The organism is Paenibacillus sp. OAE614 (assembly GCF_040546645.1).
Taxonomy (GTDB): Bacteria; Bacillota; Bacilli; order Paenibacillales; family Paenibacillaceae; genus Paenibacillus_AQ; species Paenibacillus_AQ favisporus.
The window spans coordinates 6,210,498-6,236,089 of sequence record NZ_JBEPOD010000001.1 but is presented as its reverse complement, the minus strand read 5'-3'; the positions used below and the strand labels follow the sequence as shown (position 1 = coordinate 6,236,089).

Genomic DNA, 25,592 nt, shown 5'->3' with positions numbered 1-25,592 from the left:
AAGCCGTGAAGAATTAGGCAAATGCTTCATACCGGAGCGGTCCGGAGATTTTTACGTGACGCAGGTGCTCTGAAGACGTGGGGCGCAGCCGCGTCCAGGCTGTTAGCAAGCGGTCAGCATTGTATGTACCAGAGGGTTGGGAGGGAGGATTATGAAGAAACAAAACTTTATCGCCATCATGGCACCGTTGGCTGAATTCGATCAGCTGCAGTCCGGCGTGCCGGCATCGCTCACGATCGCCCAGGCAGCCCTCGAATCCGCCTGGGGCACGAGCGAGCTGGCGGTGAAGGCCAACAATCTGTTCGGCATCAAGGGACAGGGCACCGCAGGGAGCATGCGCCTGCAGACCACCGAGTACGTTCGCGGCGTGGCCGGCCGGGTGATAGCCGACTTCCGCGCGTACAACAGCTGGGCCGAATCGGTGGCCGATCACTCAAGCCTGCTGGTGAACGGCGTGTCCTGGGACCGTGACAAGTATGCCGGCGCGCTCCGCACGGACGGGCGATCGGCCGCCGCCGCGATCGGCGCCGCCGGTTATGCCACGGACCCGGAGTACGCAGATAAGCTAATCCGGATTATTGACCAGTATAACCTGGACCAATACGATGCCTGGAAGGAGGGGGCGCATATGACCCCTGAGGAAAAGGCGGCATTTAGCGAGCTGCAGAACATGGTTGCGAAGCAGGCGGAATGGATCAAGCAGCAGCAGGCGCTGTTAAGCATGCCCTGCCCGGACTGGGCAAAGGAGGCTTACCGCTATTACAAGCCTTATATTGCAGATGAAACGGGAAGTTATGATTTCTGGCGGCAGCTGGTGATCCAGTACCGCAAAGAGAAGGGAATCAAGGTCGTTTCGGATCAAGACTGACGGCACTTACAGCCATTACGGCCGGATGGTCACCCTTGTATTCACAGGAACGTAGGAAGACAAATCCAGCACGTCCTCATTGTGCATCCGGATGCAGCCGTGGGAGACTTCCCGTCCGATGGAGGCGGGATCGTTGGTTCCATGAATGCCATAATGGGGCTTGGAGAGGCCCATCCACAGCACCCCGAACGGTCCGCCCGGATTTTCCTGCTTATTGACGATCGTGAATTCTCCGGTCGGGGTTCTCGTCAACATTTTTCCGATGCCTACGGGATAGGATTTGACGGTCTGATCGCCGTCCAGCAAATATAACATGCGTTCCGACAGGTCGACGATGATCCGGTATTTTGGCATTTGCATCACTCCTTGTTTCCAGAGTATGTTTATAGGGCGGGGAATGCATCCCTCTGCAAGTGAATTTATGGAACGAAGGGGATTGGAACGTGATGCTGAGAAAAAAAATTGTCCTCTACTGCACCTTTTCCGTGCTTGTGCTGTTCGCGGCATTTTTCGTCTGGAGGCAGGGCCCTTATGTGTATCATCTGGTTCGTTATCCCGGAAGGCCTCACATCAAAAAGGAAGAGGGCGGTGTTCCGGCTTACAGCTTTATTTCCACCAGACCGACGCCAGGTGCGGTGTATTATAAAAACAAAGTCATCACGCTGATGTACCATGATGTCTCCCCGCGTCCGATCAATGACAAGAGTCTGGATACCGCTGTATTCGAGGAGCAGCTCGAGACCATGAAGGCGAACGGATTCCATTGGATTACGATGGAGCAGTACGCTGACTTCGTCACCCGGCATCAGCCGGTGCCGGACAACGCCGTGCTGATGACGTTTGACGACGGCTATGAGACGTTCTATACCAATGTGTTCCCGATCCTGAAGAAGTACCACGTGCCGGCAACGAATTTTCTGATCGTGTCGACGGTGGGAAATCCGAAGCATCCCGGACTGCCAAAGTTGACCTGGGCCCAAGTCAAGCTCATGCACCGAAGCGGTATCGACTTTTACAGCCATACGTTTGATTCGCACGCTTACGCTTATGTTCGCCCCGAGGGGAAAACCCATGACAGGCTGGAGCCGATGCTGATGGGACCGGAGCATAACAAAACCACCGGGCATGTGGAGACGGAGCAGGAGTATATCCGGCGGGTGAAGGGTGATTTAACCCGGGCGGATCAAATCCTCCGGAATGAAATCGGCAACCGCCGCGACATTCTCGCTTTTCCCTACGGCGGCTATACGCAGCAGGTGCTGGGCATCTGCCGCCATATCGGCATTCAGGTAGTCTTTACTGTCAAACCGGGAATCGACGGCCCCGGGCAGTACATGGGATACCGGGTCAATGCGGGCGGCATGGACAATAACCCGATCGCGCTCATTGAATCGATGAAGCATGCGGAGTCGCTGCGCGGATACAGCAAAGCCGGCTAAGCCTCCTGACGAGAGAAGGAAGTGGCAGTAGGCCGTAAATACATTGGAAAATATGGATAACCCCCCGGACATTTCTCCGGGGGGTTTGGCTTTGGCGGCGCTGCGGCCGCCTCATATATTTAACCCCTGACAGCCGTTCAAGGCTGCAGTCTGGTTCCTTGTTCTAGTTCGTTAACAGAATAATGACTTCCAAAACAACAAAAGCCCTGCCTCTCTTTTGTCCTTGCGGCTCCGATGACCGCGCCAGCGTGAATCAGAAATAGCATCCTTAAATCTCATACTTCGCATTGGGTTATTTCAAAATAGGAAATTAAGTCTTCGAGGTTGAAGATTTATTCTTTCTTGCGGGGAACGAAAAGGGTTAAATGAAGTTATATTAATATAATATATCACATATTATTTATAAATGCAATAGGAAATTATATCGCCCACCAGACTTGTATAAATGTGCAAAAGCACCATTTCATATGGAGGGATTTTATGATAAAAGTTGGTTTTTGTCGCAGGTTCATGTCACATTTTGGGATGAAATAACCGATATTCTTAATAGTGCTGCGCCGAACGGCCTATATTGATGAAAAAGGAAGGCTGGCTTATGGATACCGATTCTACCCGTTTGCAGGGGGTTGCCCTGTATTATGCTTTTCGGAACAAATTGGTACGGAATTATATTTTCGGATCGCTATTCGCGGTATGGATCGTGGGCAGCGCTCTCGTTCTGACCACGATCAGCATTTCTCCGCAGGAGATCAAACGGCTGGCGATCATCTTTGCTTGCTCCATGGCGGTCATGGTCGCGGTGGAATCCTGGGTATTCACGCGGCACGTTCGGCCGATCCGGCAGGGTTTGTTCTGCCGGACCTGTACGGTTCAGACCATTGAAACAGCCTACCGGCAGGCACATAAGCTGCCGCAACTGGCGGTGTTCCGGATTCTGGTCCCGCATTTCCTCGGGCTTGCCATACCTGCGGCCGGCTTGACGCTGTGGCAGATGAGCCGTGGCCTTCTTCATTTCCCGCCGATCTATGTTGCGGCTGCGGTAGCCGGCGCCTTCCTCGTAGCCAGCATGCATGCGATGATCGAGTTTTTCCTGACGACGGCGACGGTCCGGCCGCTGATGGAGGAATTTCACCGGCTCGCCCAGGAAACGCACCGCATTGAGCTGAATCCGGAGGGGCATGTCGTCTTGTCTATCCGTCCGAAGTTTCTGCTCAGTGCCATGCTGATCGGTACCTCGCCGCTCCTGCTGTTCACCCTGGCTGCCCAGATTCGGCTGGGCAATTTAAACGAGGAAATGATGACCGGGTACTGGGGCTGGGCGGGGCTGATCCTGCTGGTCGACATCATTTTTACGTATACGGGTGCCAGGCTGTTGACCCATGAGGTGGAGCGGCCGATCTCCCATCTGTACGACGCCATGAATCATGTCAAGGACGGCCGGCTGAAGACGGTCCAAAACGTGTATTCGGACGAGTTTTCCCGGCTGGCCACCGGCTTCAACATGATGGTTCGGGCGCTTCAATCGCGTGAAACCCAGACCCGGGCGATGCTGGACAGCTACTTTGTGACCCTCGCCGTTGCGCTCGATGCCAGAGACGCCTACACGGCAGGGCATTCCTTGCGGGTGGCCGAATATTCGGAGCTGATCGGGCGGCTCAGCCGGATGACCGAGGAGGATATCAACGTGATCCGCCAGTCGGCACTGCTGCATGACATCGGGAAAATCGGCATCCGGGACACCGTGCTGTTGAAGGAAGGGCGTCTGACGGAAGAGGAGTTCGACCAAATCAAGGCCCATCCGGTGCTTGGCGAGACGATTCTGAAGCAGATCGAGCCGAAGGATGCCATGGCGCCGCTCCTTCCCGGCGTAAGGTCCCATCATGAGCGATATGACGGGAAAGGGTATCCGGACGGACTGGCCGGGGACGATATCCCGCTGCTCGGGAGAATTATCGCCGTAGCCGACGCCTTTGATGCGATGACTTCGGATCGGCCATACCGTAAAGGCATGGATGTCGCCAAGGCGCTGTCCATTCTCGAAGAGGGCGGAGGGACGCAGTGGGATCCGGAATACGCCCGCATTTTTGTCGACTATATGAGAAATCAAAGGTTGGGAAAAGCGGCAGGCGACGATACATAAGCGATGACCAAGGATCGGAGAGCAAGAAAACCTCCCGGTCGTGAAGGATGACTTCCGGCCGGGAGGTTTTTTCGTCGTTTTGAACGTTGATAAAGAATCAGTTTGCAGCCGAGCGCAGGAACCCTGGCAGACGGAAGAATGCAACCAGGAGGCCGGCGGCCCCGAACGTCAGGAGAATAAGGGCAGGTCCCGCGACGTCACCGAGATGGGCGCCATGGGCGATAATGTTCTGCAGCGAGTGCAGCGCCCAGTACTGCGGCAGAAAGTGCCCGACGGTCTGTACGGATTGCGGAAGCAGGTAGGACGGTACCCACAGGCCGCCCAGCATGGCACCGCCCATGGCAATGACCTGGGTGATGACCATGGCGGCTCCCTCGCCGGGCACCAGGAAGGATAAGCCGAGCCCGATGCCGGTTCCGCAGATGCTGAGGCTGAGCACAATCAGGGTAAGGGCGGCGACGTCGCCAAGCTTCACATCATAGACGAAGTGGCCGAAGGCGAACAGGACGACACACTGGGCGATAACCGTCAGGATGAAGGGCACCCACATCCCGACCAGGTACTGCAGCGGCTTTACGCGCGTGCTGCGAATGCGGGACAGAAGGCCGGTCTTTTTTTCGTCAAAGAAGCGGCGGGCCATCGTGATCATAATGTAGAAGACGAACATAACGGTCATGCTGGGGACCATGGAGTCCATATAGCTGATATGGTCGGACGTCGTCGCCACATCTTTAATCTGGATCGGGGAGGCCAGCGCCTGCTCTGCCTGCTCCTTGGAATCTCCCTTGGCCAGCAGGACATCCGTCAGCTTCTGCTCGCGGTATTGGCTGGAAATGCTGCTGAGGATCGCCTGAATCGGCGCAAGCTCGGTCTGTGCGGTGGGATCCTGGTACAGCTGGATATCCGCGGGACTGCCTTTCTTCATAGCTTTTTCGAATCCGGCGGGAATGACGAGCATGGCCGAGAACTGGCCCTGCTTCATTCTGTCGACCTGGTCGTCCAGGCTGGATGCCGATTCCAGCTTCACGTCCATAATCCCCTGCATTTGCTTCACAAAGGCTTGGGACGCGGCGGATTGATCCTGGTCGATCGTGCGGATGGATACGGAGGAACTGTCGCCTCCGGCACTGTTGAAAATCGTACCGAACATAGCGATGAACAGGATTGGCATCAGCAGCAGGAAGAAGAAGCTTTTGCGGTCTTTGCGGATCAGGCGCAATTCTTTGATAATCATGGCTCTCATGGGTTTTGCTCCTTTGCTTGTTAATTTCTTTGTTTGTTTCATACGATGAACGATTTATCACCTTAATGAGTGAGAGGGAAGCTTGTGAAAGAATTAATCCCGGAGCGCGGTACCGGTTACCCGCAGGAATACGTTCTCCAGCGAAGGACGGACGATTTCCAGCTGCTTCACGTCCCAGTTGTGCTGGGAAGCGAGGCGAAGCAGTCGCTGCATCACGCCATGCAGATTTTCCGTTTCCAGCACGTATCCGGAGCCTTCCTTGCGGACCGCGGTTACATCCGGGTCTTCCGGGAGGTGATGGGCTCCTGCAATTTCCACATAAATGGCCTTCTGTCCGTAATTCTCCAGCAGTTCTCCGAGCGGGCCCATCGCCTTGATCGTGCCCTGATCCATAATGGCCACTTCATCGCACAGCGCTTCGACTTCCTCCATGTAGTGGGTGGAGTAGATGATCGTCACGCCTTCGCGGTTCAGGTCGCGGATCATTTCGAAGATGTGGTTCCGCGACTGCGGATCGATCCCAACCGTCGGCTCGTCGAGAATCAGCAGCTTGGGACGGTGGAGAAGCGCGGCGGCGATGTTAATCCGGCGCTTCATGCCTCCCGAGAACGTGCCGACTTCCTCTTTGGCCCGGTCCAGCAGACCGGTCTGGGTCAGCACCTCGTGAATGCGCTGCTTCAGCATCTTGCCCCGGACGCCGTAAGCCTCGCCGAAAAACTCCAGATTGTCATAAGCGGACAGCTTATCGTACAGCGTAATTTCCTGCGGGACGTAGCCGATATATTTCGATACGGCGTCCGGATTTTTGGTCGCCTCCTTGCCGAGCAGCCGGACGGAGCCGCTGTCGGCCTGGACAATGCCGGTCAAAATTTTCATCGTGGTGGACTTTCCCGCACCGTTCGGTCCGAGGAAGCCAAACGAAGTGCCGGCTTTCAGAGAGAAGCTCACGTCCTGGAGCGCCTGTTTCTTCGGATAGGATTTGCGGAGCTGGGAAACTTCTAGCATATAATCGTTGTTATAAGAAGTATGATTGGATTCGGCGTTGTTGCGAGCCGTCGTTTGGATCATAGGGACAACCTCCTAAAAGTTTTGTGAAGCATAACCTCAAAGCAAAATCGTCGCAGCAAAACTGGCATCGGAAGCATAAGCTTAAGTTTTGTGAAGCATAACCTCAAAGCAAAATCGTCGCAGCAAAACTAGCACCGGAAGCATCCGCTTAAGTTTTGTGAAGCAGAACCTCAAAGCAAAATCGTCGCAGCAAAACTAGCATCGGAAGCATCCGCTTAAGTTTTGTGAAGCAGCATGTTTGCAAAATGACGGGCCGCCGGCTGTACCGGCTCGTGCGGATGAACGAAAGGCTTCCGGCGGCCACGTTGAATATCCCGTTAAGTTTATAGAAGAAAAGCGTTTTGAACTTGCTACAGATCCAGCTTTTTATCCATGACGTATGTCACCGCCCGGATCAGGCCATAGGCTACCGCCCAACTGCCGATGATGATTGCCGGAAGCTCCCATGGAAAGGGGAAGAACGTCGCCGGTCCTGCGGTTTCCAGCCGGCCTTCAGGCAGCAAATACTCGTTCATGTTGGAGTATACGATGCTGAAGCCTCCCATAAACAGAATCCAGAGCAGCGGCGTCAGCGGCTTGGCGGTGCTGTACATGACGCTAATGGTCAGCATGCCTGCGGCTATGATGAATGGGGTCAGGCCGGCGACGACGGTCAGCCAGTTAATGCCCGTAATCATAAAGGAGACGGCCATGTCGTAGGTGTAATGATCGATGGCCGAGGTCAGAATAAGCACGTACGCCGATAAGGCGATATAAATGGCGATCATTGCGATCCATACCTTCAGGCAGTTACCGAGCCATTTGGCGGCAATAAGGCGAAATCTCGGGATCGGGAGCGTCAGCCACCAGCCGTACGTATCGTTGGACCATTCTCTTTTTACAGCGCCGTATCCCAGGAAGAAGATCCAGTAAGGGAACGCCAGCGTCATATACCAGAAGCTGCTCAGTTCCAGGTCGTTGCGTGCCGCCAGATAAGTGGTGACGATGACCACCGCTGCGGCAACAATCAGGATATAAGCGACACACCAGCTTCTGGATAAGCGGACGCGGTTCAGTTTTCTCCAACTGCCCCGCACCATAAACTCATGCTGGACAAGGTCCATAAACGTGCCTGATGACATCAACGCTGCCACTCCTTTGCGTACATTTTACGGAATACATCGCGCAGTGAACCGTATTCCGCCCTCAAGCTTTCGGTATCGCCGGACCAGATCGCCTGACCCTGCTTCATCATGACCGTGTAATCGAACAACCCTTCAACCTCCTGAATATCATGGGTGCTGATCAGGACGGACTGCCCGCTGTCCTCGAGGTAGTCGATGATGCCGGCCACAATCGCCTCCCGTGACATGACGTCGATGCCGGTAAAAGGCTCGTCGAGAATAATGAGGGACACTTCCCGGGCAAGGCACTGAATCAGCATAACGCGGGCTTCCTGGCCCTTGCTCATTCCGCCGATTCTCGCATCCAGTTCAACATCCATATAATCCGCCAGGCGGATGGCCTGTTCCATCGAGAAGCGAGGCAGGAAGGACTCTCCCCATTCGAACGCCTGCCGCACCGTATGGTTCGGATACCAGCGGGCCCGGTCGGGGAGGTAGGCAATGTGGTGGTTGGTTTCCCAGCCGGGCTTCGAGCCGAGCACTTCCACGGTGCCCCGGTCTGGCCGGACGAGGCCGGTAAGCATCCGGAATAACGTGGATTTTCCACAGCCATTCGGGCCCAGAATACCGGTGATCCGCCCTTCGGGAACGGTGATGTTCAGCCCGTTTAGCGCCTGCTTCTTCCCATAGGCCTTGCTTACTTGTTCACATCGCAGTATCGGTGCCGTCATCGCATGGATCCTCCTTCCTCCGCGTCGTATTTTTGTTCAATATAGGACTGGATATCGTTCCAGGTTAGTCCGAGGCTTTCCATTTGATCCATAAAACTGTCGATATATTTGGCCGCGAGCGCCGTTCGGAACGACCGGACATGCTCCGGGGAAGAGGTGACAAAGGTTCCTTGACCCCGCCGTTTCTCGGTAAGTCCGTCCCGTTCAAGCTCCTGATAAGCCCGCATGACGGTGTTCGGGTTCACCCGAAGCTCTTGAGCCAGCTCGCGCACAGAAGGCATCTTGTCTCCCAATCCAATCTCTCCTTTGGCAATGGCGCTGCGCACCTGATCCAGAATTTGTTCATATAAAGGTTGGCTGAAGTCGATGTGGAACCGCAGCGGGCCAACCTGTTGGTCTTCCATGGCCTTCCCTCCTAAAAGCTCTGCTGGTCTTGAAGCACAGCTTTCCTTCTCGGCATAAGCGCAAACGTTCAGGTCACTTATGTGATTTAAGTGTATTATATCACTTAATACACTTAATGCAATAGGTGATCAATATGTTGGTTAAAATCTTTTTCGCACCGGTTTATGCTATGAAGACTGGGGCAGCATTGCTGGTGCTCGTTGGATTCAGCCCGCGTTCCTGCGGGTAATAAAGAACTACAGGCGGAGCGAATAGATTCCGCCGACCAACAACTTATACCGAGAGGAGCTGATCCTCATGGATCATAACGTATTCAAGGGAAAATGGAATCAACTGAAAGGCGAAGCCAAAAAGCAGTGGGGCGAGCTGACGGATGACGATTTGGATAAAATTGACGGCGAAAAGGACAAGCTGATCGGCAAGCTTCAGGAACGCTATGGCCATACCAAGGACGCCGCGGAAAAAGAGTACCATGACTGGACGCGTTCGCGTCAGTTGTAGGCCTCTTCGTCCTGCGGCCGGCATGTGGAAATAACAAAAGGCGCAGCGAATCTCCGGCAACCGGGGAGCGCTGCGCTTCTTTCGGGTGTTCACCTAACTAACCCAAGTACGCCCTGCCCTCACCTGGATGACTTCAAGCACGCCATTACCTCAAAGGTCTGACCGGTTTACCCACAAGAAGGTTTCCCCACTTACCCGGTATGGGCCGCAAAATCAGCCAGAATCCCCCAGCTTCGGCGGGCTGCCGCGGCAATCACGGTTTAGCCCGGCATCGTTATATATAAATTCTGGATATATGGATCTGCCATGATATGATAAGAGAGCACGGCTAATATCCATCTTCAGGAGTGAGTACATGGATTTTTGTAAAATATTTCTTGGTAACACAGCCCTGCTCATAGCGGCTGCCTACTTGGCCAACCTGGTCTACAAATATGGACTTGCCCGTGCCCCTAAACATGTGAAATACACCTGCTCGGTGCTGCTGATCATCTTTTGCGGATGGCTGAGCATGGTTTTCGGATACAAGCTTAGCGAAAATGTGATTTTCGATCTCCGGATCATACCCCTCATCATTGCGACGGTTGCTTACGCAGAGCCGGTGACGCTGGTCATTATCGGCATCGGCATCGGATTCGCGCGCCTTACGTTCGGCGTGAACGAGGCCTCGGTCGCCGGTTTGTTCAATCTGTGCATTTTGGGCGCTGCGGCGGCACTGCTCAATATTTGGATGAGACGCAAGGGGTTCAGTCTTGTGACCCGCGGCTTCCTGGCCATTCTGGTCTTGAACGTACTGAATTGTATCGATATTGCCTTTTTAGGGGTTATTCCTGCCGCTCATTATTTTGAAACGATCATGCCGGCCACGCTTCCGCTCACCCTCTTGCTGAGTTTGATCTTTTCTTTGATCCTCCGCGATTTTCAGCTTGAAGCAGCCCGCAACATCCAGCTCAAACAAAGCAACGTGCTGCTGTCGGCCCAGGCCGAAGAGCTGCATCAGGCCAAGCGCGTGCTGGAGGAACGGGCCAAAGAGCTGGCGAGGTCCTCGCGCTACAAGACGGAGTTTCTGGCGAACATGTCCCATGAGCTGCGCACTCCCTTGAACAGCATCATCAATTTTGCCGAGCTGATCAGCGACAACGACGACAGCCGCACCAAGGAGGAAATGGCCGAGTACGGTGAAATTATCCACCAGTCGGGCTATGAGCTTCTGCGCATCATCAACGATATTCTGGACTTGTCGAAGGTGGAGGCCGGTCGGCTGGAAATCATGCGTGAAGAGATGAATATCAGCGAAATTCCGCAGCTGCTGCAAATGCATTTTGAACTGGTCGCCCAAAAAGAAAACGTCGGCTTCTCCATCAAGCTGGACCCCTCGCTTCCGGAAACGTTCCGGACCGATCCGAGCCGGGTGCAGCAGATTTTGAGGAATTTGCTGTCCAATGCTTTCAAGTTTACCCATCAGGGAAAGGTGAGCCTCGTCATCCGTGCGGAGCATAACCCGGAGGGAAAGCTTGTGGGCTCATGGATCGTGTTCGACGTTCAAGATACCGGTATCGGTATTTCGCCGCCGCAGCAGCGGCGGATCTTTGAAGCGTTCGCCCAGGCGGACGGCTCCATCAGCCGGAAATACGGCGGGACGGGCCTCGGGCTCTCGATCAGCCGGGACCTGGCGCATCTGCTGGGAGGGTTTATCCGGCTGGAGAGCAAAGTGGGGAGGGGCAGCTGTTTTTCGCTCTATTTGCCGCTGGCCAACGAAGCGGAGGAATGTGCCACCCTGGAAATCACCCCATCCGCCGGCGGAGTGGAGCAGAAAGCGCTGCTTCCGGGACGCACCGGAACGGTTCCGGGCCTGGAATAACCGTCCTTCCGCTGCTCATATACGCTGAGCGGTCCCCGGAGCCAGAGCTGGAGAAGGTTGGTGACGGGCAGCATGCAAACGAGGCAGCCGCACGCCTGGAGCAGCGCGGTGCCGTATTGCAACTTGGCCAACCTCTGTTTACAATGAGAAGGATAGTACGAAGACGAAAGGGTGATTTCCATGAGTAAAAAGGTGATTTCGACCGAGTCCGCGCCAGGAGCGATCGGACCTTACAGCCAGGCCGTTCAGGTCGGCGACTTTATTTTCACATCGGGACAATTGGGGCTCGACCCGGCGACCGGTGAGTTCGGCAGCGGCGTTCAGGAGCAGGCCCGCCTGGCTCTGAACAACGTGAAGGCGATTCTTGAAGCAGCAGGGAGCAGCCTGGATCAAGTGGTCAAGACGACCGTGTTCCTGAAAGACATGAACGATTTTGCTGCGGTCAACGAGATTTACAGCTCCTTCTTCACCCAGCCTTACCCTGCACGCAGCGCTGTTGAGGTCGCACGCTTGCCGAAAGACGGATTGGTGGAAATCGAGACGATTGCCGCCGTTAAATAGATCGGAAGCTACATATCCTATAGAAAGCCGGACTTTGCCCGGGGTGCCGCCCCGTTGTGCAAAGCCCGGCTTTTTTGTGTTGTTTATATCTCGGGTCTCCACGCAAAATACTGGATATACGCCGAAGCTGAGGGCGCGCTTTGCGGGGTTACATTCAGTCCCGATCCCGGCTCCGGGCGAAGAAAAGATAGATCGCATAGACGAACAGAATGATCGCCAGGATGAGTGCGGCTATAAACGCCCGCTCTACCTGATCCTGCTGCTCCAGGGCAATGGCGACATAGCCCCATACGAAGACCAGCGGATAGATGCTGTCCCGGTAAGGGTAGCTGACCAGAATGGCGACCAGTGCACCGGCGAGCAGGAAAACCACGGCCCACACCAGCTCGCTCAATCCGAAGCCGTTCCAACCGTTCTTTTTCAGCACGATCGCGATATTAAGAATGACGGCTACGCTAAGCCAGCCGAAATACAGGCTGAAGGGAAGCTTGATAAGCCACATTTCTCCGGATGTCGGATAATAGATGCTGCGCGTCCGCCGGTAGATGACAAACAGCGAGAGCAGAAGCAGCACCATAGCGACGAGCGACAGCTCGATATATTCATACTGCCACAATAGCAGCCACGCGATGTTCAGCACGCAGGAGATGATAAACCACGGACCGATGGACCGGACCGAATCCCGGGTTTCGGTGACCCGTCCGCTTTGATAGAGAAGAAAGCCAAGCAGCAGTACATAAATTAAGGACCAAATGGAAAAAGCATACCCTTCGGGCGTGATCATGGTTGGGTATTGGTCCGATATTTCCCCTGTCGTTTTTCCCCCGAGTACAGCAGTATTGGCCAGCGCGTTGACCACCATCGCGGCGACGAACGCGAGCCAGTTCCACCATTTATACGGATTGCTTCTAAGCATCGTACCAGCCTCCTGAAGTGATGTCTGCGCCTTGCCGCAAAGCGGCCTTTCCCCTACAAATATACCCGAATTTGTCCCAAAAAGAACAAAATGATGCAGATTCAATCCTTGTCGATATAGGTAATTAAATGAAAAACCATGAAAGTGTAAGGAGTGAGGGCATGAACTCGAAAAAATCGTCCCAGCTGCTGCAGCAGCTCATTTTTGTCGGACCGTCGGCCCTGTGCTTCCTCGTCATTGTTGTCGTTCCCTTTCTTTTAGGACTGTATTATTCGTTTACCGACTGGAACGGGGTGTCGAGGCATGCGGGCTGGGTCGGCTTCCGCAATTATATCCACATTTTCACGGAAGACCCGGCGTTTCTGAATTCGTTCTGGTTTACCGTCAAATTTACCGTACTTGGAGTCATCCTAACCAATGTGCTCGGTTTTATTCTCGCCTATGTGCTGACGCGGTCGCTGCTGACGCGAAATGTGCTGCGGACCGTGTTTTTTGTGCCTCATGTCATCGGGGGGCTGCTGCTCGGATTTATCTGGCAGTTCATCTTCGTGAAAGGGTTTTCTTCTGTCGGTGCGGCCACCGGGCTCTCCTTCTTCAAGCTGCCCTGGCTCGGCACCGAGGCGACGGCCTTCTGGGCAGTCGTTATCGTCTTTGTCTGGCAGAACGCCGGCTATTTGATGGTCATCTACATTTCCTCGCTGAACAATGTGCCGAAAAGCCTCATTGAGGCCGCTCAAATCGATGGTGCATCCAGGGGACAGGTTCTCCGGAAGATCACCGTTCCGCTGGTCATGCCGGCCGTGACGGTCTGTCTGTTCCTCGCCATTTCCTGGTCGTTCAAGCTCTTTGACCTGAATCTGTCGCTCACCAAGGGCGGTCCGTTCAAGTCAACCGAATCCGTCGCGCTGAACATTTACAATGAGGCGTTTAACATCAGCCGCTTCGGCATGGGCTCGGCGAAGGCGATTATCTTCTTTATCGTCGTGGCCCTGATTTCGATCCTTCAAGTGCGCGCCACGAAGCGCAAGGAGGTGGAAGTATGATGCACACAAGCACGAACACAGGCACAAACCGAGGACCAAGCCCAAGAGCCGGCGCAAGCACAAGCCGCGGGTATCGCGCCAAACGGCTGATCCTTGAGCTGCTGATGATTCTGCTGGCCCTGGTGTTCCTGGTGCCGTTCTACTTTCTGCTCGTCAATTCAGTCAAGTCCTTCGGCGATATTCTGACCAACTCCGCGGGCTGGCCGCATGCCTTTCTATGGAACAACTATGCACAGGCGTGGAAAATTACCGCCTTCCCGAAAGTGTTCGGCAATTCCCTGCTGATCGCGGTTATCAGCAACGTGCTGTTGGCCTTGATCAGCTCGATGGCGGCGTACCGGATGGTGCGCAGGGACACGGTGTTCAACCGGCTGCTGTTCGCTGCGTTTGTCGCCGCGATGGTCATTCCGTTCCAATCGATCATGATCCCGCTCGTTAAGGTCGTCAGTACGCTCGGTTTGATGGACACGAGAACCGGGCTGATCATCTGCTACCTCGGATTTGGCGCGCCGCTGTCCGTATTTCTGTTCCACGGATTTGTCAAATCGGTGCCGCGGGAGATCGAGGAGGCGGGCCGCGTTGATGGCTGCTCCACGTACGGTATCTTTTTCCGCATCGTTCTGCCCTTGATGCAGCCGATCATCGTCACCGTCATCATCCTGAACGCGCTGTGGATCTGGAACGATTACCTGATGCCGTCGCTCATTCTGCAGAGCCCGTCGCGGCAGACGATCCCGATCGCGACCTATGCGTTTTTCGGCCAGTTTACGAAGCAGTGGGATCTGGCCCTGCCCGCGCTGGTGCTCGGCATTACGCCGATCGTCATCTTCTTCCTGGCCATGCAGAAGTACATTATCGAGGGCATCGCCCAGGGATCGGTGAAGGGCTGAACCCAGCCCCAGCCCGTCCCGGCAGCTCAAGTATATTCCATAAAGGAGGTTATGCGGCATGAAGAAAAAGGCCTATGCCGTTGGAGCCCGCCTTGGCGTGCTGCTGGCCTCGTTCGCCCTGCTGGTCGGATGCGGCAGCGGAAGTGGCAGCGGCGGGGTCAAGACCATTCATATTTTTCAGTTCAAGGTGGAAATTGCGGATGCATTAAATAAACTAAAAGCGGAGTATGAACAGTCCCATCCGGGGATCAAGCTGGATATACAGACCGTCGGCGGGGGCAGCGACTACGGCGCCTCGCTCCGGTCCAAATTTGCAGCTTCGAAAGAGCCGGACATTTTCAATATCGGCGGGTATGCCGAAATGGACATGTGGCAGGAATATTTGGAGGACTTGTCCGATCAGCCTTGGGTCAAGGATGTGAAGGACATCGCCAAAGAGCCGATGACCAAGGACGGCAAGCTGTACGGGCAGCCGATGAACCTGGAAGGGTACGGCTTCATTTATAACAAGGATCTGTTCAAGAAGGCGGGCATCACACAGCGTCCGACCACGCTCAGCGAGCTTGAAGAGGCGTGCAAGAAGCTGAAGGCGGCCGGCATTACCCCGTTTGCCAACGGGTATCAGGAAAACTTCGTACTCGGCAACCATAACATCAACGTGGCTTTTGCCGACCAGAAGGACCCTGGCGCTTTTATCCAGCATCTGAATGACAAGACGGAAACGTTCGCAGACAACGAAGTCGTGAAGCAGTGGTCGAACCTGTTCGACCTGACGCTGAAATATGGCAATCCAGGCCCGCTTACGACGGACTACAACACCCAGGTCACGATGTTCGCCAGCGGGGAAGCCGCCATGATGCAGCAGGGGAACTGGACCCAGGTGCAGATTGACGGCATTAATCCGAAGCTGAACCTGGGCATCCTGCCGATGCCGATCAATGACGATCCGCAGCTGGGGGACAAGCTGTACGTCGGGGTGCCGAACAGCTGGGTTATCTATAAGGATTCACCGGTCAAGGAGGAGGCCAAGGAGTTTCTGAACTGGCTGGTGACCTCCGATACCGGGAAGAAGTACATTACGAAGGAGTTCAAATTCATTCCGGCCTTCAAGTCCATTAAAGGTACAGACGAAGACCTGGGACAGCTGGGCATGGAAGTGCAGAAATACACCGACGAAGGCAAGACGCTGACCTGGAACTGGTTCCGGTTCCCGTTCGGCATGCAGCCCGAATTCGCCGCAGCCATGCAGGGATACATCGGCGGCAAAATCACGAAGCAGGAAATGTTTGAGCAGTTCCAGCAGAACTGGGACAACCTGAGCGTCCGCTAACGACCGCCGGGCTCAGTGCGTCTGAGCCGCGAGGTCCTTCCGGAACTCGTTGGGCGTGCGGCCTTCCTGCTTCTTAAACACTTTGCTGAAATATTTCTCGTCCTGATAACCGACCATTTCGGCAATCTGGGAGATGCGCAGCTGCGGATTGTGCAGAAGCAGCTTGGCCTTCTCAATCCGGATCCGGGCAAGAAAGTCGGAGAGGTTCACCTGGAATTCCTGCTTGAAGCGTCTGGAGATGTATTCCCGGCTGAGAAAAAAGCGCGCAGCCATTTCCTGCAGGGAAATATCCTCGGCATAATGGCTTTCCAGGTATGCGGCAATGTCGTGGATGATATGATTCTCCCGTGAGTGCTTCTGTGTCAAAATGCGGCTGGCTGCGGTCAGCCGCCCTTCGTATTGGGAAGTCCACAGGTCATAGGACAGCCGCCCATGCTTGTCGAGCGGAAGGGAGCGGGGCAGCTCCAGCAGGGCGTCCTTGTCGGGACTTGGCGCCGCTGCTTCGGCGCCCTGATCCATCCACTGCTTCAGCATCCAGTCCCACTCCGCGTTCCATTGCACCAGCTGCTCGGGCGTTACCCGATCGAGCTGGCGGACGGCCTGCATCCAGCCGTCCACGGCGGCGCTGATCTGCTCGCGGCTGCCGCTGAGCGCTGCCAGGCGGAACTGCTCCTCATGCGCACTCAGGCGCAGGGGCCGGGGAGCTGCCGGACCGGCGGCGCTCAGCGTATGGAGCCAGGCGGCGGGGTCCTGCAGGCTGCGCTGCCAGAGTGCCCGGTGCGCCTCCTGATAGGAGCGGGCGAGGCCCTCCGGGAACGGCTGGAAGGACCCGGCGCCGATATGCACGCTGCGGTGCAGGGTGGCGTCGATGCCGCGGTGGATGTCCTCCAGCAGGGAGGACATCGGCATGGAGTCATCCCATAGGAGCAGCACGATTTCTTCGGGGTTCGCCAGATGATGGAAGGCGAACCCTTTTCGTTTGGCCGACAGCAGCTCGTTGCCGATATTCGTCAGCGTAAAATAGAGCAGCTGCTTCATACGGGCAAACTTCTCCAGCAGCTCGTCGTCCAGCTGCGCCGTGCTGATGACCGCCGCGGCGCAGCGGTCGATTTGCTCCGGCAGGCCGTATTCCTCCCGCAGCTGCTGAAGGAGCTCCTCCCGGCGCCCGTGCCCGCCGATCAGGTCGGACAGCAGCTTGTCGGCATAATGCGGCCGCATCCGGTTCATCTCGATGCTCTGGCGGCTGCTCTGCCGCCGCTTCAGCTCCTCCTCCCGGCAGGCCGCTGCGGCTTTAGCGAGCGCCTCGTTCAAGGCGGCGGGGTCCACCGGCTTCAGGATGTAGTCCATCCCGCCATGGCGGATGGCATGGCGGACCAGATCGAAATCGTCATAACCGCTGATGACGATCGTCTTTATCCCGGAATGGCTCCCGCTCAGCCATTCCATCAGCTGCGTGCCGTCCATGCGCGGCATGCGCATATCCGTCATCACGATCTGGGGAGCGTGCTCCTCGATCATCTCCGTTGCTGACTTCCCGTCGGCCGCTTCCAGAATGTCCGTAATGCCATGGCGCTCCCATTCCCCGAGCAGCTTGATAGCCTCCCGGACATGCTTCTCATCGTCTACAATTAACACTTTCATGGCTGTCAATTCTCCTCTGTATGAACTTCCCCCGGCCCAGCCCCTGTGCGGGCTTCGGCCGTTTTATTTTCTCCGGTGTGCATATCTTGCATATCTTCTGTATCGATTTCCAAGGAAATACGGACCCCATGCGGCTCAAGGTTTTCGATCCGCATGCCGACGTCATGCGGCGTATACAGCTGCAGACGAAGCAGGACGTTGCGCACGCCGATTTCTCCGTTATCGCCTGCCCATTCGTCCTCCAGGTCGCCGTTTCCCCGGCCATCCAGCTGTTCCTGCAGCGTGGCCAGCTTCTCCGGCTCGATCCGGCTGCCGTTATTTTCAATGACGATCTGCAGCACGCCGTCTTCCCTCATATGGCTTTCGATGCGAACCATGCCTTGACGGCCTTCGTGATCCATACCGTGCTTGAAGTAATTTTCGATCAGCGGCTGAAGAATCATTTTCGGCATGGGCTTATCCAGCGTATCCGGCGCCAGGTCCAGCGTGTAGACGAGCTGGTCTCCGAAGCGTTCCTTCTGCAGCTCCAGATAGAGCCGGACGTGATCGGCCTCGTCCTTCAGCGTCACCAGCACATCGTTATTGCGCATGCTGTAGCGCATAATTTTGGCCAGGGAAGAGAGCAGGGCATAAATCCGCGGAACGTTATTTTGCAGCGCCAGCGTTCCGATCGACTGCAGGGTGTTGTACAGAAAATGGGGATTGATCTGAGCCTGCAGCGCTTTGAGCTGATTGGTCTTGTTCGCCAGCTCCAGCCGGTATTCCCGCAGGATCAGGTTGTTGATCGTATCCATCATTTGCCTGAAGCGGGTGAACATGATGCCCGTCTCGTCCTGCCGGTTCCAGGATATGTCGACGTCGAGCTGACCGGATTGAATCCGGTTCATGTAGCTGGTCAGCTTCTTGATCGGCTCGGTGATCCGGATCGAAATGAACAGCGTGCCAAAGATGATGATTCCCAGGGCGATGACCGCAATGGCGGCGTTGATCTGGGTCAGCTGTCGCGCTCGCTCATACAGCGTGCTGTTCGGTATTCTTTTAATCATCGTCCATTCGGTATAAGGCGTCTGCATCTTCTCGAAGACGTTCATGGCCCCGCCGCTTTCGAAAAAGCCCTCGGTCTGCGTTCCCTTGATCCGCGCCAGCAGCTCTTTGTCTGTGATCTGGGTGCCGAGCTGGCTGTCCCGCCCGGAATAGACGACGGTACCGCCCTGGTCGACGACGAGCAGCTGCTCCTTGTCCTTGTTGAACAGCTGCTCGGTAATATCCGCCACCGAATCCAGGCTGACGTCGATCGCCAGCAGGGCCAGCACCTTCTCCGACGGCACATTGGTGATGGACCGGTGGAAGGTGAAGACCATTTTGTCCGAGTAGGAGGTCGGCGACGGGGGAAAACCATAGTCATGGCTTTTATGGGTCGGCTCGATGGCCGTCGTATATTTTTCATACCCTTGGGTCGAAATGTAGGGCTCGGTCCGGTACTCCCGCTTTGGGTAGATCGCTGGGGTGACCAAGGTGGACTGTCCGGACTGGGTGGCATGCAGGTAAATCCGCTCGATGCCGTGCACCGTATTCAAAATATTTTGCAAGGACGTGTACACCTCGGCCACCGCCCGGTAATCGTCCGGGATTTTCCGCAGGTTGCGCAGGAAGTTGGCGTCCGTATACAGGGTGAGCGAAGCCTGGTTGATGCTGTTCAGATAGTTGGTCAAATTGACCTTGCCCTGGTAGATCAGGTTCCGGTTCTCTTCGAGCGCCTGCTCTTTGATCGTCTCCTTGGTATGGATGTATGTGATCGTAATGGAGAGCAGCAGCGGGACGGTTGTCGCCAGCAGCATAAACAGAATCAGCCGCGAACGGATGCTGCGGAATTTCATGGAAACACCACTCTTTCGGGGTGCGTGAGGTATGTCATATCAATATTTTCCCCCTAACGGTTCACGATCCTCCGTGTTATTGAAGAACCGCTTCCCTCATACTGAAATAGTCATATACGAATCGTAAAGGGGAGATCAGGATGAATCGCCAAAAGTCATCCGGGCTGCTCCAGCAGCTGATATTCGTGGGGCCATCCACGATTTTTTTTCTCATCATCATTGTCGTTCCGTTCCTGCTGGGCTTATATTATTCTTTTACCGACTGGAACGGGGTATCCGGCGACGTCACCTGGGTCGGATTCGACAATTTCAAACAAATCATAACCAATGATCCCGATTTTGGGAAGGCTTTCTGGTTTACGGTAAGGTTCACGGTCATCGGCATTATTGTAACCAATGTGCTCGGATTTTTCCTTGCCTATTTCCTGACCAAGCCATTGAAGTCGCGCAATGTGCTGCGGACGATTTTCTTTATGCCGAACGTCATCGGCGGACTGCTGCTTGGTTTTATTTGGCAGTTTATCTTTGTAAAGGGTTTCTCGGCGCTCGGCAGCGCAACCGGCTGGCACTTCTTCAACCTGCCTTGGCTGGGGGACGAAACGACCGCCTTCTGGGGCATCGTTATCGTGTTCGTCTGGCAAACTGCGGGCTACCTGATGGTCATTTACATTTCTTCAATTAATAATATCCCTAAAGATATCCTGGAAGCGGCCGAAATCGACGGGGCCAGCAAGCTGCAAATTCTGAAATCGGTCATCGTGCCGCTAGTGATGCCTGCCGTTACGGTCTGTCTGTTCCTGGCCATTTCCTGGTCGTTCAAGATGTTTGACCTGAACCTGTCGCTGACGAAGGGCGGACCGTTCCGCTCGACGGAATCGGTGGCGCTCAACATCTATAATGAAGCATTCCAGAACAACCGTTACGGGCTTGGAACTGCCAAAGCGATCATCTTCTTCGTCGTGGTTGCCATCATTACCAGCCTTCAGGTTAAAATCACGAAAAGCAAGGAGGTCGAATCGTAATGGAAGCATCCAAACAATACCGCTGGGGGACGCTCGTCACCGAAATCATTATGGTGCTGGTTGCGCTGCTCTTCCTTGTTCCGTTCTACTTTCTGTTCGTTAACTCGGTGAAAACGTTCGGAGATCTGCTGACGAACTCCGCCAGCTGGCCGAAAACCTTTGAGTGGCACAATTACAGCCGGGCCTGGGACATTACCAACTTCCCGTCGGCGCTGTGGAACTCGCTGGTCATTACCGTGGTCAGCAACGTGCTGCTGGCGCTGTTCAGCGCCATGGCCTCGTACCGGATGGTGCGTCACAATACGCGGTTCAACCGCTTTCTGTTTATGATTTTCGTGGCTGCCATGGTCATCCCGTTCCAATCCATCATGATTCCGCTTGTCAAAGTCACCAGTACGCTGGGCCTGATGAACAGCATTCCGGGACTGATCGCCTGTTACCTCGGCTTCGGGGTGCCGATGACGGTATTCCTGTTCCACGGTTTCGTCAAATCGATTCCGCTGGAAATCGAGGAAGCCGCCACGGTGGACGGAACGAATATTTACGGCACGTTCTTCCGGATCGTCGTTCCGCTGATGAAGCCGATGTTCGTTACCGTTATCATTCTGAACACGCTCTGGATCTGGAATGATTACCTGCTGCCGTCGCTGGTGCTGCAAAGCCCGGACCTGCGGACGATTCCGATCGCGACCTTTGCCTTCTTCGGACAGTTCACAAAGCAGTGGGATCTGGCCCTGCCGGCGCTCGTCTTGGGCATTCTGCCGGTCATCGTCTTTTTCCTGGCAATGCAAAAATATATCGTCGAAGGCATTACGCAGGGAGCGGTCAAAGGCTGAAGCCTTCAGCTGCGAACAACAGGTCAATCCCGTCCCCCTGTTTGATCAATATCGTAAGTGCCGGGGGGACAGGCTGTTCCCTATAATGAGGGAGTAAGCGATTTCAACGAGAGAACTTTTTAATGAAGCATTCCGCTTGATATGCAAGAACAAAAGGGAGGATTCTTGATCATGAAAAAACGGACCAAAATGGCGCTGGCTTCGGTGCTGGCCCTTTCCGTCGTACTGGCCGGCTGCGGCTCCAAAACAGATAAAAGCGCCGAAGGCGCGAGCGGCGGCAGCGGCGGCACCAAGACGATTCACATTTTCCAATTCAAGGTGGAGATCGCCGAGGCGCTCAACAAGCTGAAAGCCGACTATGAAGCCAGCCATCCTGGTGTGAAGCTCGATATTCAGACGGTGGGCGGCGGTTCGGATTACGGGGCGGCGCTGAAGGCGAAATTCGCTTCGGGCGAGGAGCCGGATATTTTTAACGTAGGCGGTTATACCGATCTGGATACATGGCAGGCCAAGCTGGAAGACCTGTCGGGCGAAAAATGGGTCAGTGATATGGTGGATGTCGCCAAGGACCAAATCTCCAAGGACGGCAAAGTGTACGGCATGCCGATGAACCTGGAAGGCTACGGCTTTGTCTACAATAAAGACTTGTTCAAAAAGGCGGGCATTACCGATATTCCGAAGACGTTAACCGAGCTTGAGGCAGCGGCCAAAAAGCTTCAAGACGCAGGCATCACCCCGTTCGTCAACGGATACCAGGAAGGCTGGATTCTCGGCCAGCACTCGCTGAACGTGGCCTTTGCCCATCAGAAGGATCCGGGCGCTTACATTGAGGGCCTCAACAACGGAACGGCCAAGTTTGCCGGCAACGAGCAAATGGACCAGTTCATGAATCTGTTTGACCTGACGCTGAAATACAGCAACAAAAATCCGCTGACGACCGACTACAACACGGAAATGACGATGTTTGCGAACGGACAGGCGGCTATGACGCAGCAGGGCAACTGGACGCAGGTGCAGATCGACGGCATCACGCCGAACATGAATATCGGGATTCTGCCGATGCCGATCAACGACAACGCGGAGGAGAATGACAAGCTGCTTGTCGGCGTGCCGAACAACTGGGTCATCAACAAAAACTCCAAGGTGAAGGATGACGCGAAGGAATTCCTGAACTGGCTCGTTACCTCCGATGAGGGCAAAAACTACATCACCAAAGAATTCAAATTCATTCCGGCCTTCAAGAGCATTAACGCCACTGAAGAGGATCTGGGCGCGCTCGGCGCGGAAGTGCTGAAATACAGCAAAGAGAACAAGCTGCTGAGCTGGCAGTTCGCGAGATTCCCGGAAGGCGCCTGGAACGAATTTGGCGCAAGCATGCAGGGGTATATCGCCGGCAAGACCGACAAGGCCAAGCTGTTCGAGGACTTCCAAAAAACATGGGATAATTTGAAAAAATAATAGCTTAAGCAGCATACGAATGACCTGGAGGCTTCCTTTTGAACCAATGAAAGGGAGCCTCTTCATCTTAGAGGAGGGAAGCAGGATATGGAGGGCAGCGAAGCAATCCGGCCGGATAAAGACGGACCTGTCATTGTGCAGGAGGCTTGGGAGAACCTGGGTATCTATACCGGCGTGGAAAAAAGAGAAGGAACCTACTGGGTACGAACGGAACGCGGGGGAGCGGCCGTGGAATTCGTCACGGACGACATGCTGCGCATCAAATATTTCCTCGGAAATGATCCGGAAATGTCGACTACGGTCGCCATCGATCCGGCCGCTGCGGCAGGGGGCGAGGTCCAGGCACAGCTGGAGGAGACGGAAGGGGGCGTCCGGTTCCGCACGGCGTCGCTGGAAGTGACGCTGGACAAGCTGGGATTGTCCATGACCGTCAGGGACCTGGCAGGAACCGTGCTGGCCGAGCAGAAGAGCATCACCTTCAGCCCGGACGGATCGGCCTTCGGCGTGTACGACATGCCGCAGGATTCTCATTTCTACGGACTCGGGGAGAAATCGAGCTTCCTTGATAAACGCGGCGAGCGGTACACGAACTGGAACACCGACGTCTACGCTCCGCATATGCCGGAAATCGAGGCGCTGTACGAGTCGATTCCGCTGCTGATTCATATGCACGGCGGCATCAGCTGCGGACTATTCCTCGATAATCCGGGACGCTCGGATTTCGACATGCGCAGCCATGGCGTCGCCTTCACGGTCAGCTGCACGACAGGAAGCTACGACCTGTACTTCATCAACGGGCCGGAACTGAAGGATGTCGTCAAGCGTTACACCGCTCTGACCGGGCGGATCAACCTGCCGCCGAAATGGGCGATCGGGTATCATCAGTCCCGTTACAGCTACATGAACCAGCAGGAGGTGCTGGAGCTCGGCCGGACGTTCCGGGCGAAGCAGATTCCGTGCGACGTCATTTATTTGGATATTCATTATATGGACGAATACCGGGTGTTTACGTTCGATCCGGTGCGGTTTCCGGATCCGGCCGGCATGATCCGCGAGCTGCGGGAGATGGGGATCCGGATCGTGCCGATTGTGGATCCCGGCGTCAAGAAGGATGCGAAATACCCGATTTATCAGGAAGGGATCCGGGAGGACCATTTCTGCAGGAAGCTGGAGGGGGATCTGTTCTTCGGCGAGGTATGGCCGGGGACAAGCGCCTTCCCGGATTTCACCGACGACCGCACGGCGAAGTGGTGGGCGGATCAGCATGCCTTCTATACCGAACTCGGCATCGAAGATATCTGGAACGACATGAACGAACCGGCGGTGTTCAACGAATCCAAGACGATGGATCTGGACGTGATGCACCGCAACAACGGCAAGCCGCTGACGCATGAGGAACTGCACAACATCTACGGCCTGCTCATGTCCAAATCGACCTTTGAAGGGTTGAAAGAGCAGCTGGACCGCCACCGTCCGTTTGTGCTGACCCGCGCCGGGTATGCGGGCATCCAGCGCTATGCGGCCGTCTGGACGGGAGACAACCGGAGCTTCTGGGAGCATATGGCCATGGCCATGCCGATGGTGCTGAACATGGGGCTCTCCGGCCTGGCGTTCGCGGGTCCGGACATCGGCGGCTTCGCCCACCATACCTCCGCGGAGCTTCTGATCCGCTGGACGCAGATGGGCGTCTTCTTCCCGTACTGCCGGAACCACTCGGCGCTCGAAACGGTGCGGCAGGAGCCGTGGTCGTTCGGGGAAGAGGCCGAAGCTATCCTGCGGGAGTACATCGGCCTGCGATACCGCTGGATGCCGCAATTGTACAACCTGTTCCATGAGGCGGCCGTGACCGGGCTGCCGGTCATTCGCCCGCTCATTCTGGAGTATCCGCACGATCCGAACGTAACGAATCTGTGCGATCAATTCCTGCTCGGCGACAACGTGCTGATCGCGCCGGTCTATCGTCCGGACACCGACCATCGTGCCGTATACCTGCCCGAAGGGACTTGGCTGGACTACTGGACCGGCGAAGCGCATGAAGGCGGGCGGTATATCCTGGCCCACAGTCCGCTCTCCGCTTTGCCGGTCTACGTGAAAGCCGGCAGTATTATCGCGGAAGGTCCGCTGAAGCAGCATGCGGAAGACGGAGCGGATGATGCGGTGACATTCCATGTGTACGGCGCAGATGCGGAAGGTGACTTTGCGGCCTCTTACCGCCTGTATGAAGATGACGGGGTGAGCTACGGGTACGAAGTCGGAGCTTACAGTGAGCTGGAGCTGAAGGTGCGGGCCGAGCAAGGCCGGCTTGTCCTGTCGTATGCTTACCCGCATCGGCAGTATGAAGCGAATCGTGAAACCCTCCGCTTTGTGCTGCGCCGGCCGAAGTTCCGCCCGGCTGAAGTCGAAGGGCTCGGGCAGGTGACGCTTGAGCAAATGGAGCAGGGGGCGCTCGGCTGGGCCGTCGATGGCCAGAGCGGCGACCTGATCATTCAGGCCCAGGATCGGCCCGAAGGCGGACAGTGGGCGGTCATCTCCGCCTGATCAGCCTATATACAGATCCATGGTGGATTCAAGCCGGAACCGGTTCAGGGAGATTAGTGCTCCCGGGACGGTTTCCGGCTTTTTTAGTTTTTTTAGATATAAGAAAATTTAATTTTCCGAG

General features: G+C 55.5%; 22 protein-coding genes. 13 read left to right on the top strand and 9 right to left on the bottom strand.

The features are described from left to right. Positions 1-151 precede the first annotated feature (151 nt). On the top strand, positions 152-868 hold the full coding sequence (locus tag ABIE48_RS28605) for a glycoside hydrolase family 73 protein (RefSeq protein ID WP_192715962.1): 717 nt from the start codon (positions 152-154) through the stop codon (positions 866-868). Between the two features lie 15 nt (positions 869-883). On the opposite strand, the gene ABIE48_RS28600 is transcribed toward ABIE48_RS28605, so the two are convergent. Then, entirely contained in the window at positions 884-1,222 is a 339-nt protein-coding gene (locus ABIE48_RS28600) for a L,D-transpeptidase (RefSeq protein ID WP_145026807.1), read from the bottom strand. Positions 1,223-1,314: 92 nt separating this feature from the next. Between ABIE48_RS28600 and ABIE48_RS28595 the strand changes: the two genes are divergently transcribed. Next, a complete protein-coding gene (locus ABIE48_RS28595) occupies positions 1,315-2,307 on the top strand; it encodes a polysaccharide deacetylase family protein (protein ID WP_354520130.1) in 993 nt (330 codons plus the stop codon). A gap of 595 nt (positions 2,308-2,902) precedes the next feature. Then, on the top strand, positions 2,903-4,447 hold the full coding sequence (locus ABIE48_RS28590; protein WP_192715960.1) for an HD-GYP domain-containing protein: 1,545 nt from the start codon (positions 2,903-2,905) through the stop codon (positions 4,445-4,447). 97 nt (positions 4,448-4,544) lie between these two features. Here ABIE48_RS28590 and ABIE48_RS28585 read toward each other — a convergent pair whose 3' ends face one another. The 5 genes from ABIE48_RS28585 to ABIE48_RS28565 all read right to left on the bottom strand — a co-directional run bounded on the left by ABIE48_RS28585 (position 4,545) and on the right by ABIE48_RS28565 (position 8,996). After that, positions 4,545-5,690 carry an ABC transporter permease gene (locus tag ABIE48_RS28585; protein ID WP_186326075.1) on the bottom strand — a complete coding sequence of 382 codons (1,146 nt, stop codon included), beginning with the start codon at positions 5,688-5,690 and terminating at the stop codon, positions 4,545-4,547. A 93-nt stretch (positions 5,691-5,783) separates the two neighbouring features. After that, complete coding sequence (locus tag ABIE48_RS28580; protein WP_354520127.1) at positions 5,784-6,758, bottom strand: ABC transporter ATP-binding protein; 975 nt, start codon at positions 6,756-6,758, stop codon at positions 5,784-5,786. 350 nt (positions 6,759-7,108) lie between these two features. Next, on the bottom strand, positions 7,109-7,879 hold the full coding sequence (locus ABIE48_RS28575; protein WP_145026797.1) for an ABC transporter permease subunit: 771 nt from the start codon (positions 7,877-7,879) through the stop codon (positions 7,109-7,111). Continuing rightward, positions 7,879-8,592, bottom strand: a complete 714-nt coding sequence (locus ABIE48_RS28570) for an ABC transporter ATP-binding protein (RefSeq protein WP_145026795.1) — start codon at positions 8,590-8,592, stop codon at positions 7,879-7,881. The genes ABIE48_RS28575 and ABIE48_RS28570 overlap by 1 nt, the downstream gene beginning before the upstream one ends. Continuing rightward, positions 8,589-8,996 (bottom strand): GntR family transcriptional regulator, encoded by a 408-nt coding sequence (locus ABIE48_RS28565; protein ID WP_076172845.1) that lies wholly within the window; start codon positions 8,994-8,996, stop codon positions 8,589-8,591. The genes ABIE48_RS28570 and ABIE48_RS28565 overlap by 4 nt, the downstream gene beginning before the upstream one ends. 298 nt (positions 8,997-9,294) lie before the next feature. Here ABIE48_RS28565 and ABIE48_RS28560 point away from each other — a divergent pair, with 298 nt between their 5' ends. The 3 genes from ABIE48_RS28560 (at position 9,295) to ABIE48_RS28550 (ending at position 11,920) form a co-directional block, all read left to right on the top strand. Beyond that, positions 9,295-9,498: a CsbD family protein gene (locus tag ABIE48_RS28560; RefSeq protein WP_105445664.1), complete on the top strand. Its 204-nt coding sequence runs from the start codon at positions 9,295-9,297 to the stop codon at positions 9,496-9,498. A gap of 355 nt (positions 9,499-9,853) precedes the next feature. Then, positions 9,854-11,359 carry a sensor histidine kinase gene (locus ABIE48_RS28555; RefSeq protein WP_145026793.1) on the top strand — a complete coding sequence of 502 codons (1,506 nt, stop codon included), beginning with the start codon at positions 9,854-9,856 and terminating at the stop codon, positions 11,357-11,359. A 180-nt stretch (positions 11,360-11,539) separates the two neighbouring features. Continuing rightward, entirely contained in the window at positions 11,540-11,920 is a 381-nt protein-coding gene (locus tag ABIE48_RS28550; RefSeq protein ID WP_105445662.1) for a RidA family protein, read from the top strand. 154 nt (positions 11,921-12,074) lie between these two features. Here the strand turns inward: ABIE48_RS28550 and ABIE48_RS28545 are convergent, their stop codons facing one another. Then, positions 12,075-12,836, bottom strand: coding sequence for a TspO/MBR family protein (locus ABIE48_RS28545; protein ID WP_192715959.1), 762 nt, complete (start codon positions 12,834-12,836; stop codon positions 12,075-12,077). A gap of 161 nt (positions 12,837-12,997) precedes the next feature. Here ABIE48_RS28545 and ABIE48_RS28540 point away from each other — a divergent pair, with 161 nt between their 5' ends. The 3 genes from ABIE48_RS28540 (at position 12,998) to ABIE48_RS28530 (ending at position 16,099) form a co-directional block, all read left to right on the top strand. After that, complete coding sequence (locus ABIE48_RS28540) at positions 12,998-13,879, top strand: carbohydrate ABC transporter permease (protein ID WP_192715958.1); 882 nt, start codon at positions 12,998-13,000, stop codon at positions 13,877-13,879. 104 nt (positions 13,880-13,983) lie between these two features. Beyond that, positions 13,984-14,769 carry a carbohydrate ABC transporter permease gene (locus tag ABIE48_RS28535; RefSeq protein WP_076172973.1) on the top strand — a complete coding sequence of 262 codons (786 nt, stop codon included), beginning with the start codon at positions 13,984-13,986 and terminating at the stop codon, positions 14,767-14,769. A 58-nt stretch (positions 14,770-14,827) separates the two neighbouring features. Beyond that, a complete protein-coding gene (locus tag ABIE48_RS28530) occupies positions 14,828-16,099 on the top strand; it encodes an ABC transporter substrate-binding protein (RefSeq protein WP_192715957.1) in 1,272 nt (423 codons plus the stop codon). A gap of 12 nt (positions 16,100-16,111) precedes the next feature. On the opposite strand, the gene ABIE48_RS28525 is transcribed toward ABIE48_RS28530, so the two are convergent. Continuing rightward, a complete protein-coding gene (locus ABIE48_RS28525) occupies positions 16,112-17,740 on the bottom strand; it encodes a response regulator (protein WP_192715956.1) in 1,629 nt (542 codons plus the stop codon). A gap of 5 nt (positions 17,741-17,745) precedes the next feature. Next, positions 17,746-19,617 (bottom strand): cache domain-containing sensor histidine kinase, encoded by a 1,872-nt coding sequence (locus ABIE48_RS28520; protein ID WP_192715955.1) that lies wholly within the window; start codon positions 19,615-19,617, stop codon positions 17,746-17,748. Positions 19,618-19,757: 140 nt separating this feature from the next. Between ABIE48_RS28520 and ABIE48_RS28515 the strand changes: the two genes are divergently transcribed. The 4 genes from ABIE48_RS28515 (at position 19,758) to ABIE48_RS28500 (ending at position 25,471) form a co-directional block, all read left to right on the top strand. Continuing rightward, positions 19,758-20,639 carry a carbohydrate ABC transporter permease gene (locus ABIE48_RS28515; RefSeq protein ID WP_076172854.1) on the top strand — a complete coding sequence of 294 codons (882 nt, stop codon included), beginning with the start codon at positions 19,758-19,760 and terminating at the stop codon, positions 20,637-20,639. Continuing rightward, the gene (locus tag ABIE48_RS28510) at positions 20,639-21,475 is read left to right on the top strand and encodes a carbohydrate ABC transporter permease (protein ID WP_076172855.1); all 837 of its coding nucleotides are present in this window, start codon (positions 20,639-20,641) and stop codon (positions 21,473-21,475) included. The genes ABIE48_RS28515 and ABIE48_RS28510 overlap by 1 nt, the downstream gene beginning before the upstream one ends. A gap of 171 nt (positions 21,476-21,646) precedes the next feature. Further along, complete coding sequence (locus ABIE48_RS28505; RefSeq protein ID WP_076172856.1) at positions 21,647-22,933, top strand: ABC transporter substrate-binding protein; 1,287 nt, start codon at positions 21,647-21,649, stop codon at positions 22,931-22,933. Positions 22,934-23,020: 87 nt separating this feature from the next. Further along, complete coding sequence (locus ABIE48_RS28500; protein WP_192715954.1) at positions 23,021-25,471, top strand: glycoside hydrolase family 31 protein; 2,451 nt, start codon at positions 23,021-23,023, stop codon at positions 25,469-25,471. Positions 25,472-25,592: the final 121 nt, after the last annotated feature.

What these genes read in the sequence shown, in the direction of transcription:
- ABIE48_RS28545 (WP_192715959.1), bottom strand. Translation starts at nt 12,836, where the DNA reads ATGCTTAGAAGCAATCCGTATAAATGGTGGAACTGGCTCGCGTTCGTC.
- ABIE48_RS28500 (WP_192715954.1), top strand. Translation starts at nt 23,021, where the DNA reads ATGGAGGGCAGCGAAGCAATCCGGCCGGATAAAGACGGACCTGTCATT.
- ABIE48_RS28525 (WP_192715956.1), bottom strand. Translation starts at nt 17,740, where the DNA reads ATGAAAGTGTTAATTGTAGACGATGAGAAGCATGTCCGGGAGGCTATC.
- ABIE48_RS28585 (WP_186326075.1), bottom strand. Translation starts at nt 5,690, where the DNA reads ATGAGAGCCATGATTATCAAAGAATTGCGCCTGATCCGCAAAGACCGC.
- ABIE48_RS28505 (WP_076172856.1), top strand. Translation starts at nt 21,647, where the DNA reads ATGAAAAAACGGACCAAAATGGCGCTGGCTTCGGTGCTGGCCCTTTCC.
- ABIE48_RS28530 (WP_192715957.1), top strand. Translation starts at nt 14,828, where the DNA reads ATGAAGAAAAAGGCCTATGCCGTTGGAGCCCGCCTTGGCGTGCTGCTG.
- ABIE48_RS28550 (WP_105445662.1), top strand. Translation starts at nt 11,540, where the DNA reads ATGAGTAAAAAGGTGATTTCGACCGAGTCCGCGCCAGGAGCGATCGGA.
- ABIE48_RS28555 (WP_145026793.1), top strand. Translation starts at nt 9,854, where the DNA reads ATGGATTTTTGTAAAATATTTCTTGGTAACACAGCCCTGCTCATAGCG.
- ABIE48_RS28570 (WP_145026795.1), bottom strand. Translation starts at nt 8,592, where the DNA reads ATGACGGCACCGATACTGCGATGTGAACAAGTAAGCAAGGCCTATGGG.
- ABIE48_RS28575 (WP_145026797.1), bottom strand. Translation starts at nt 7,879, where the DNA reads ATGTCATCAGGCACGTTTATGGACCTTGTCCAGCATGAGTTTATGGTG.
- ABIE48_RS28565 (WP_076172845.1), bottom strand. Translation starts at nt 8,996, where the DNA reads ATGGAAGACCAACAGGTTGGCCCGCTGCGGTTCCACATCGACTTCAGC.
- ABIE48_RS28515 (WP_076172854.1), top strand. Translation starts at nt 19,758, where the DNA reads ATGAATCGCCAAAAGTCATCCGGGCTGCTCCAGCAGCTGATATTCGTG.
- ABIE48_RS28590 (WP_192715960.1), top strand. Translation starts at nt 2,903, where the DNA reads ATGGATACCGATTCTACCCGTTTGCAGGGGGTTGCCCTGTATTATGCT.
- ABIE48_RS28535 (WP_076172973.1), top strand. Translation starts at nt 13,984, where the DNA reads ATGATTCTGCTGGCCCTGGTGTTCCTGGTGCCGTTCTACTTTCTGCTC.
- ABIE48_RS28595 (WP_354520130.1), top strand. Translation starts at nt 1,315, where the DNA reads ATGCTGAGAAAAAAAATTGTCCTCTACTGCACCTTTTCCGTGCTTGTG.
- ABIE48_RS28580 (WP_354520127.1), bottom strand. Translation starts at nt 6,758, where the DNA reads ATGATCCAAACGACGGCTCGCAACAACGCCGAATCCAATCATACTTCT.
- ABIE48_RS28605 (WP_192715962.1), top strand. Translation starts at nt 152, where the DNA reads ATGAAGAAACAAAACTTTATCGCCATCATGGCACCGTTGGCTGAATTC.
- ABIE48_RS28540 (WP_192715958.1), top strand. Translation starts at nt 12,998, where the DNA reads ATGAACTCGAAAAAATCGTCCCAGCTGCTGCAGCAGCTCATTTTTGTC.
- ABIE48_RS28560 (WP_105445664.1), top strand. Translation starts at nt 9,295, where the DNA reads ATGGATCATAACGTATTCAAGGGAAAATGGAATCAACTGAAAGGCGAA.
- ABIE48_RS28520 (WP_192715955.1), bottom strand. Translation starts at nt 19,617, where the DNA reads ATGAAATTCCGCAGCATCCGTTCGCGGCTGATTCTGTTTATGCTGCTG.
- ABIE48_RS28600 (WP_145026807.1), bottom strand. Translation starts at nt 1,222, where the DNA reads ATGCCAAAATACCGGATCATCGTCGACCTGTCGGAACGCATGTTATAT.
- ABIE48_RS28510 (WP_076172855.1), top strand. Translation starts at nt 20,639, where the DNA reads ATGGAAGCATCCAAACAATACCGCTGGGGGACGCTCGTCACCGAAATC.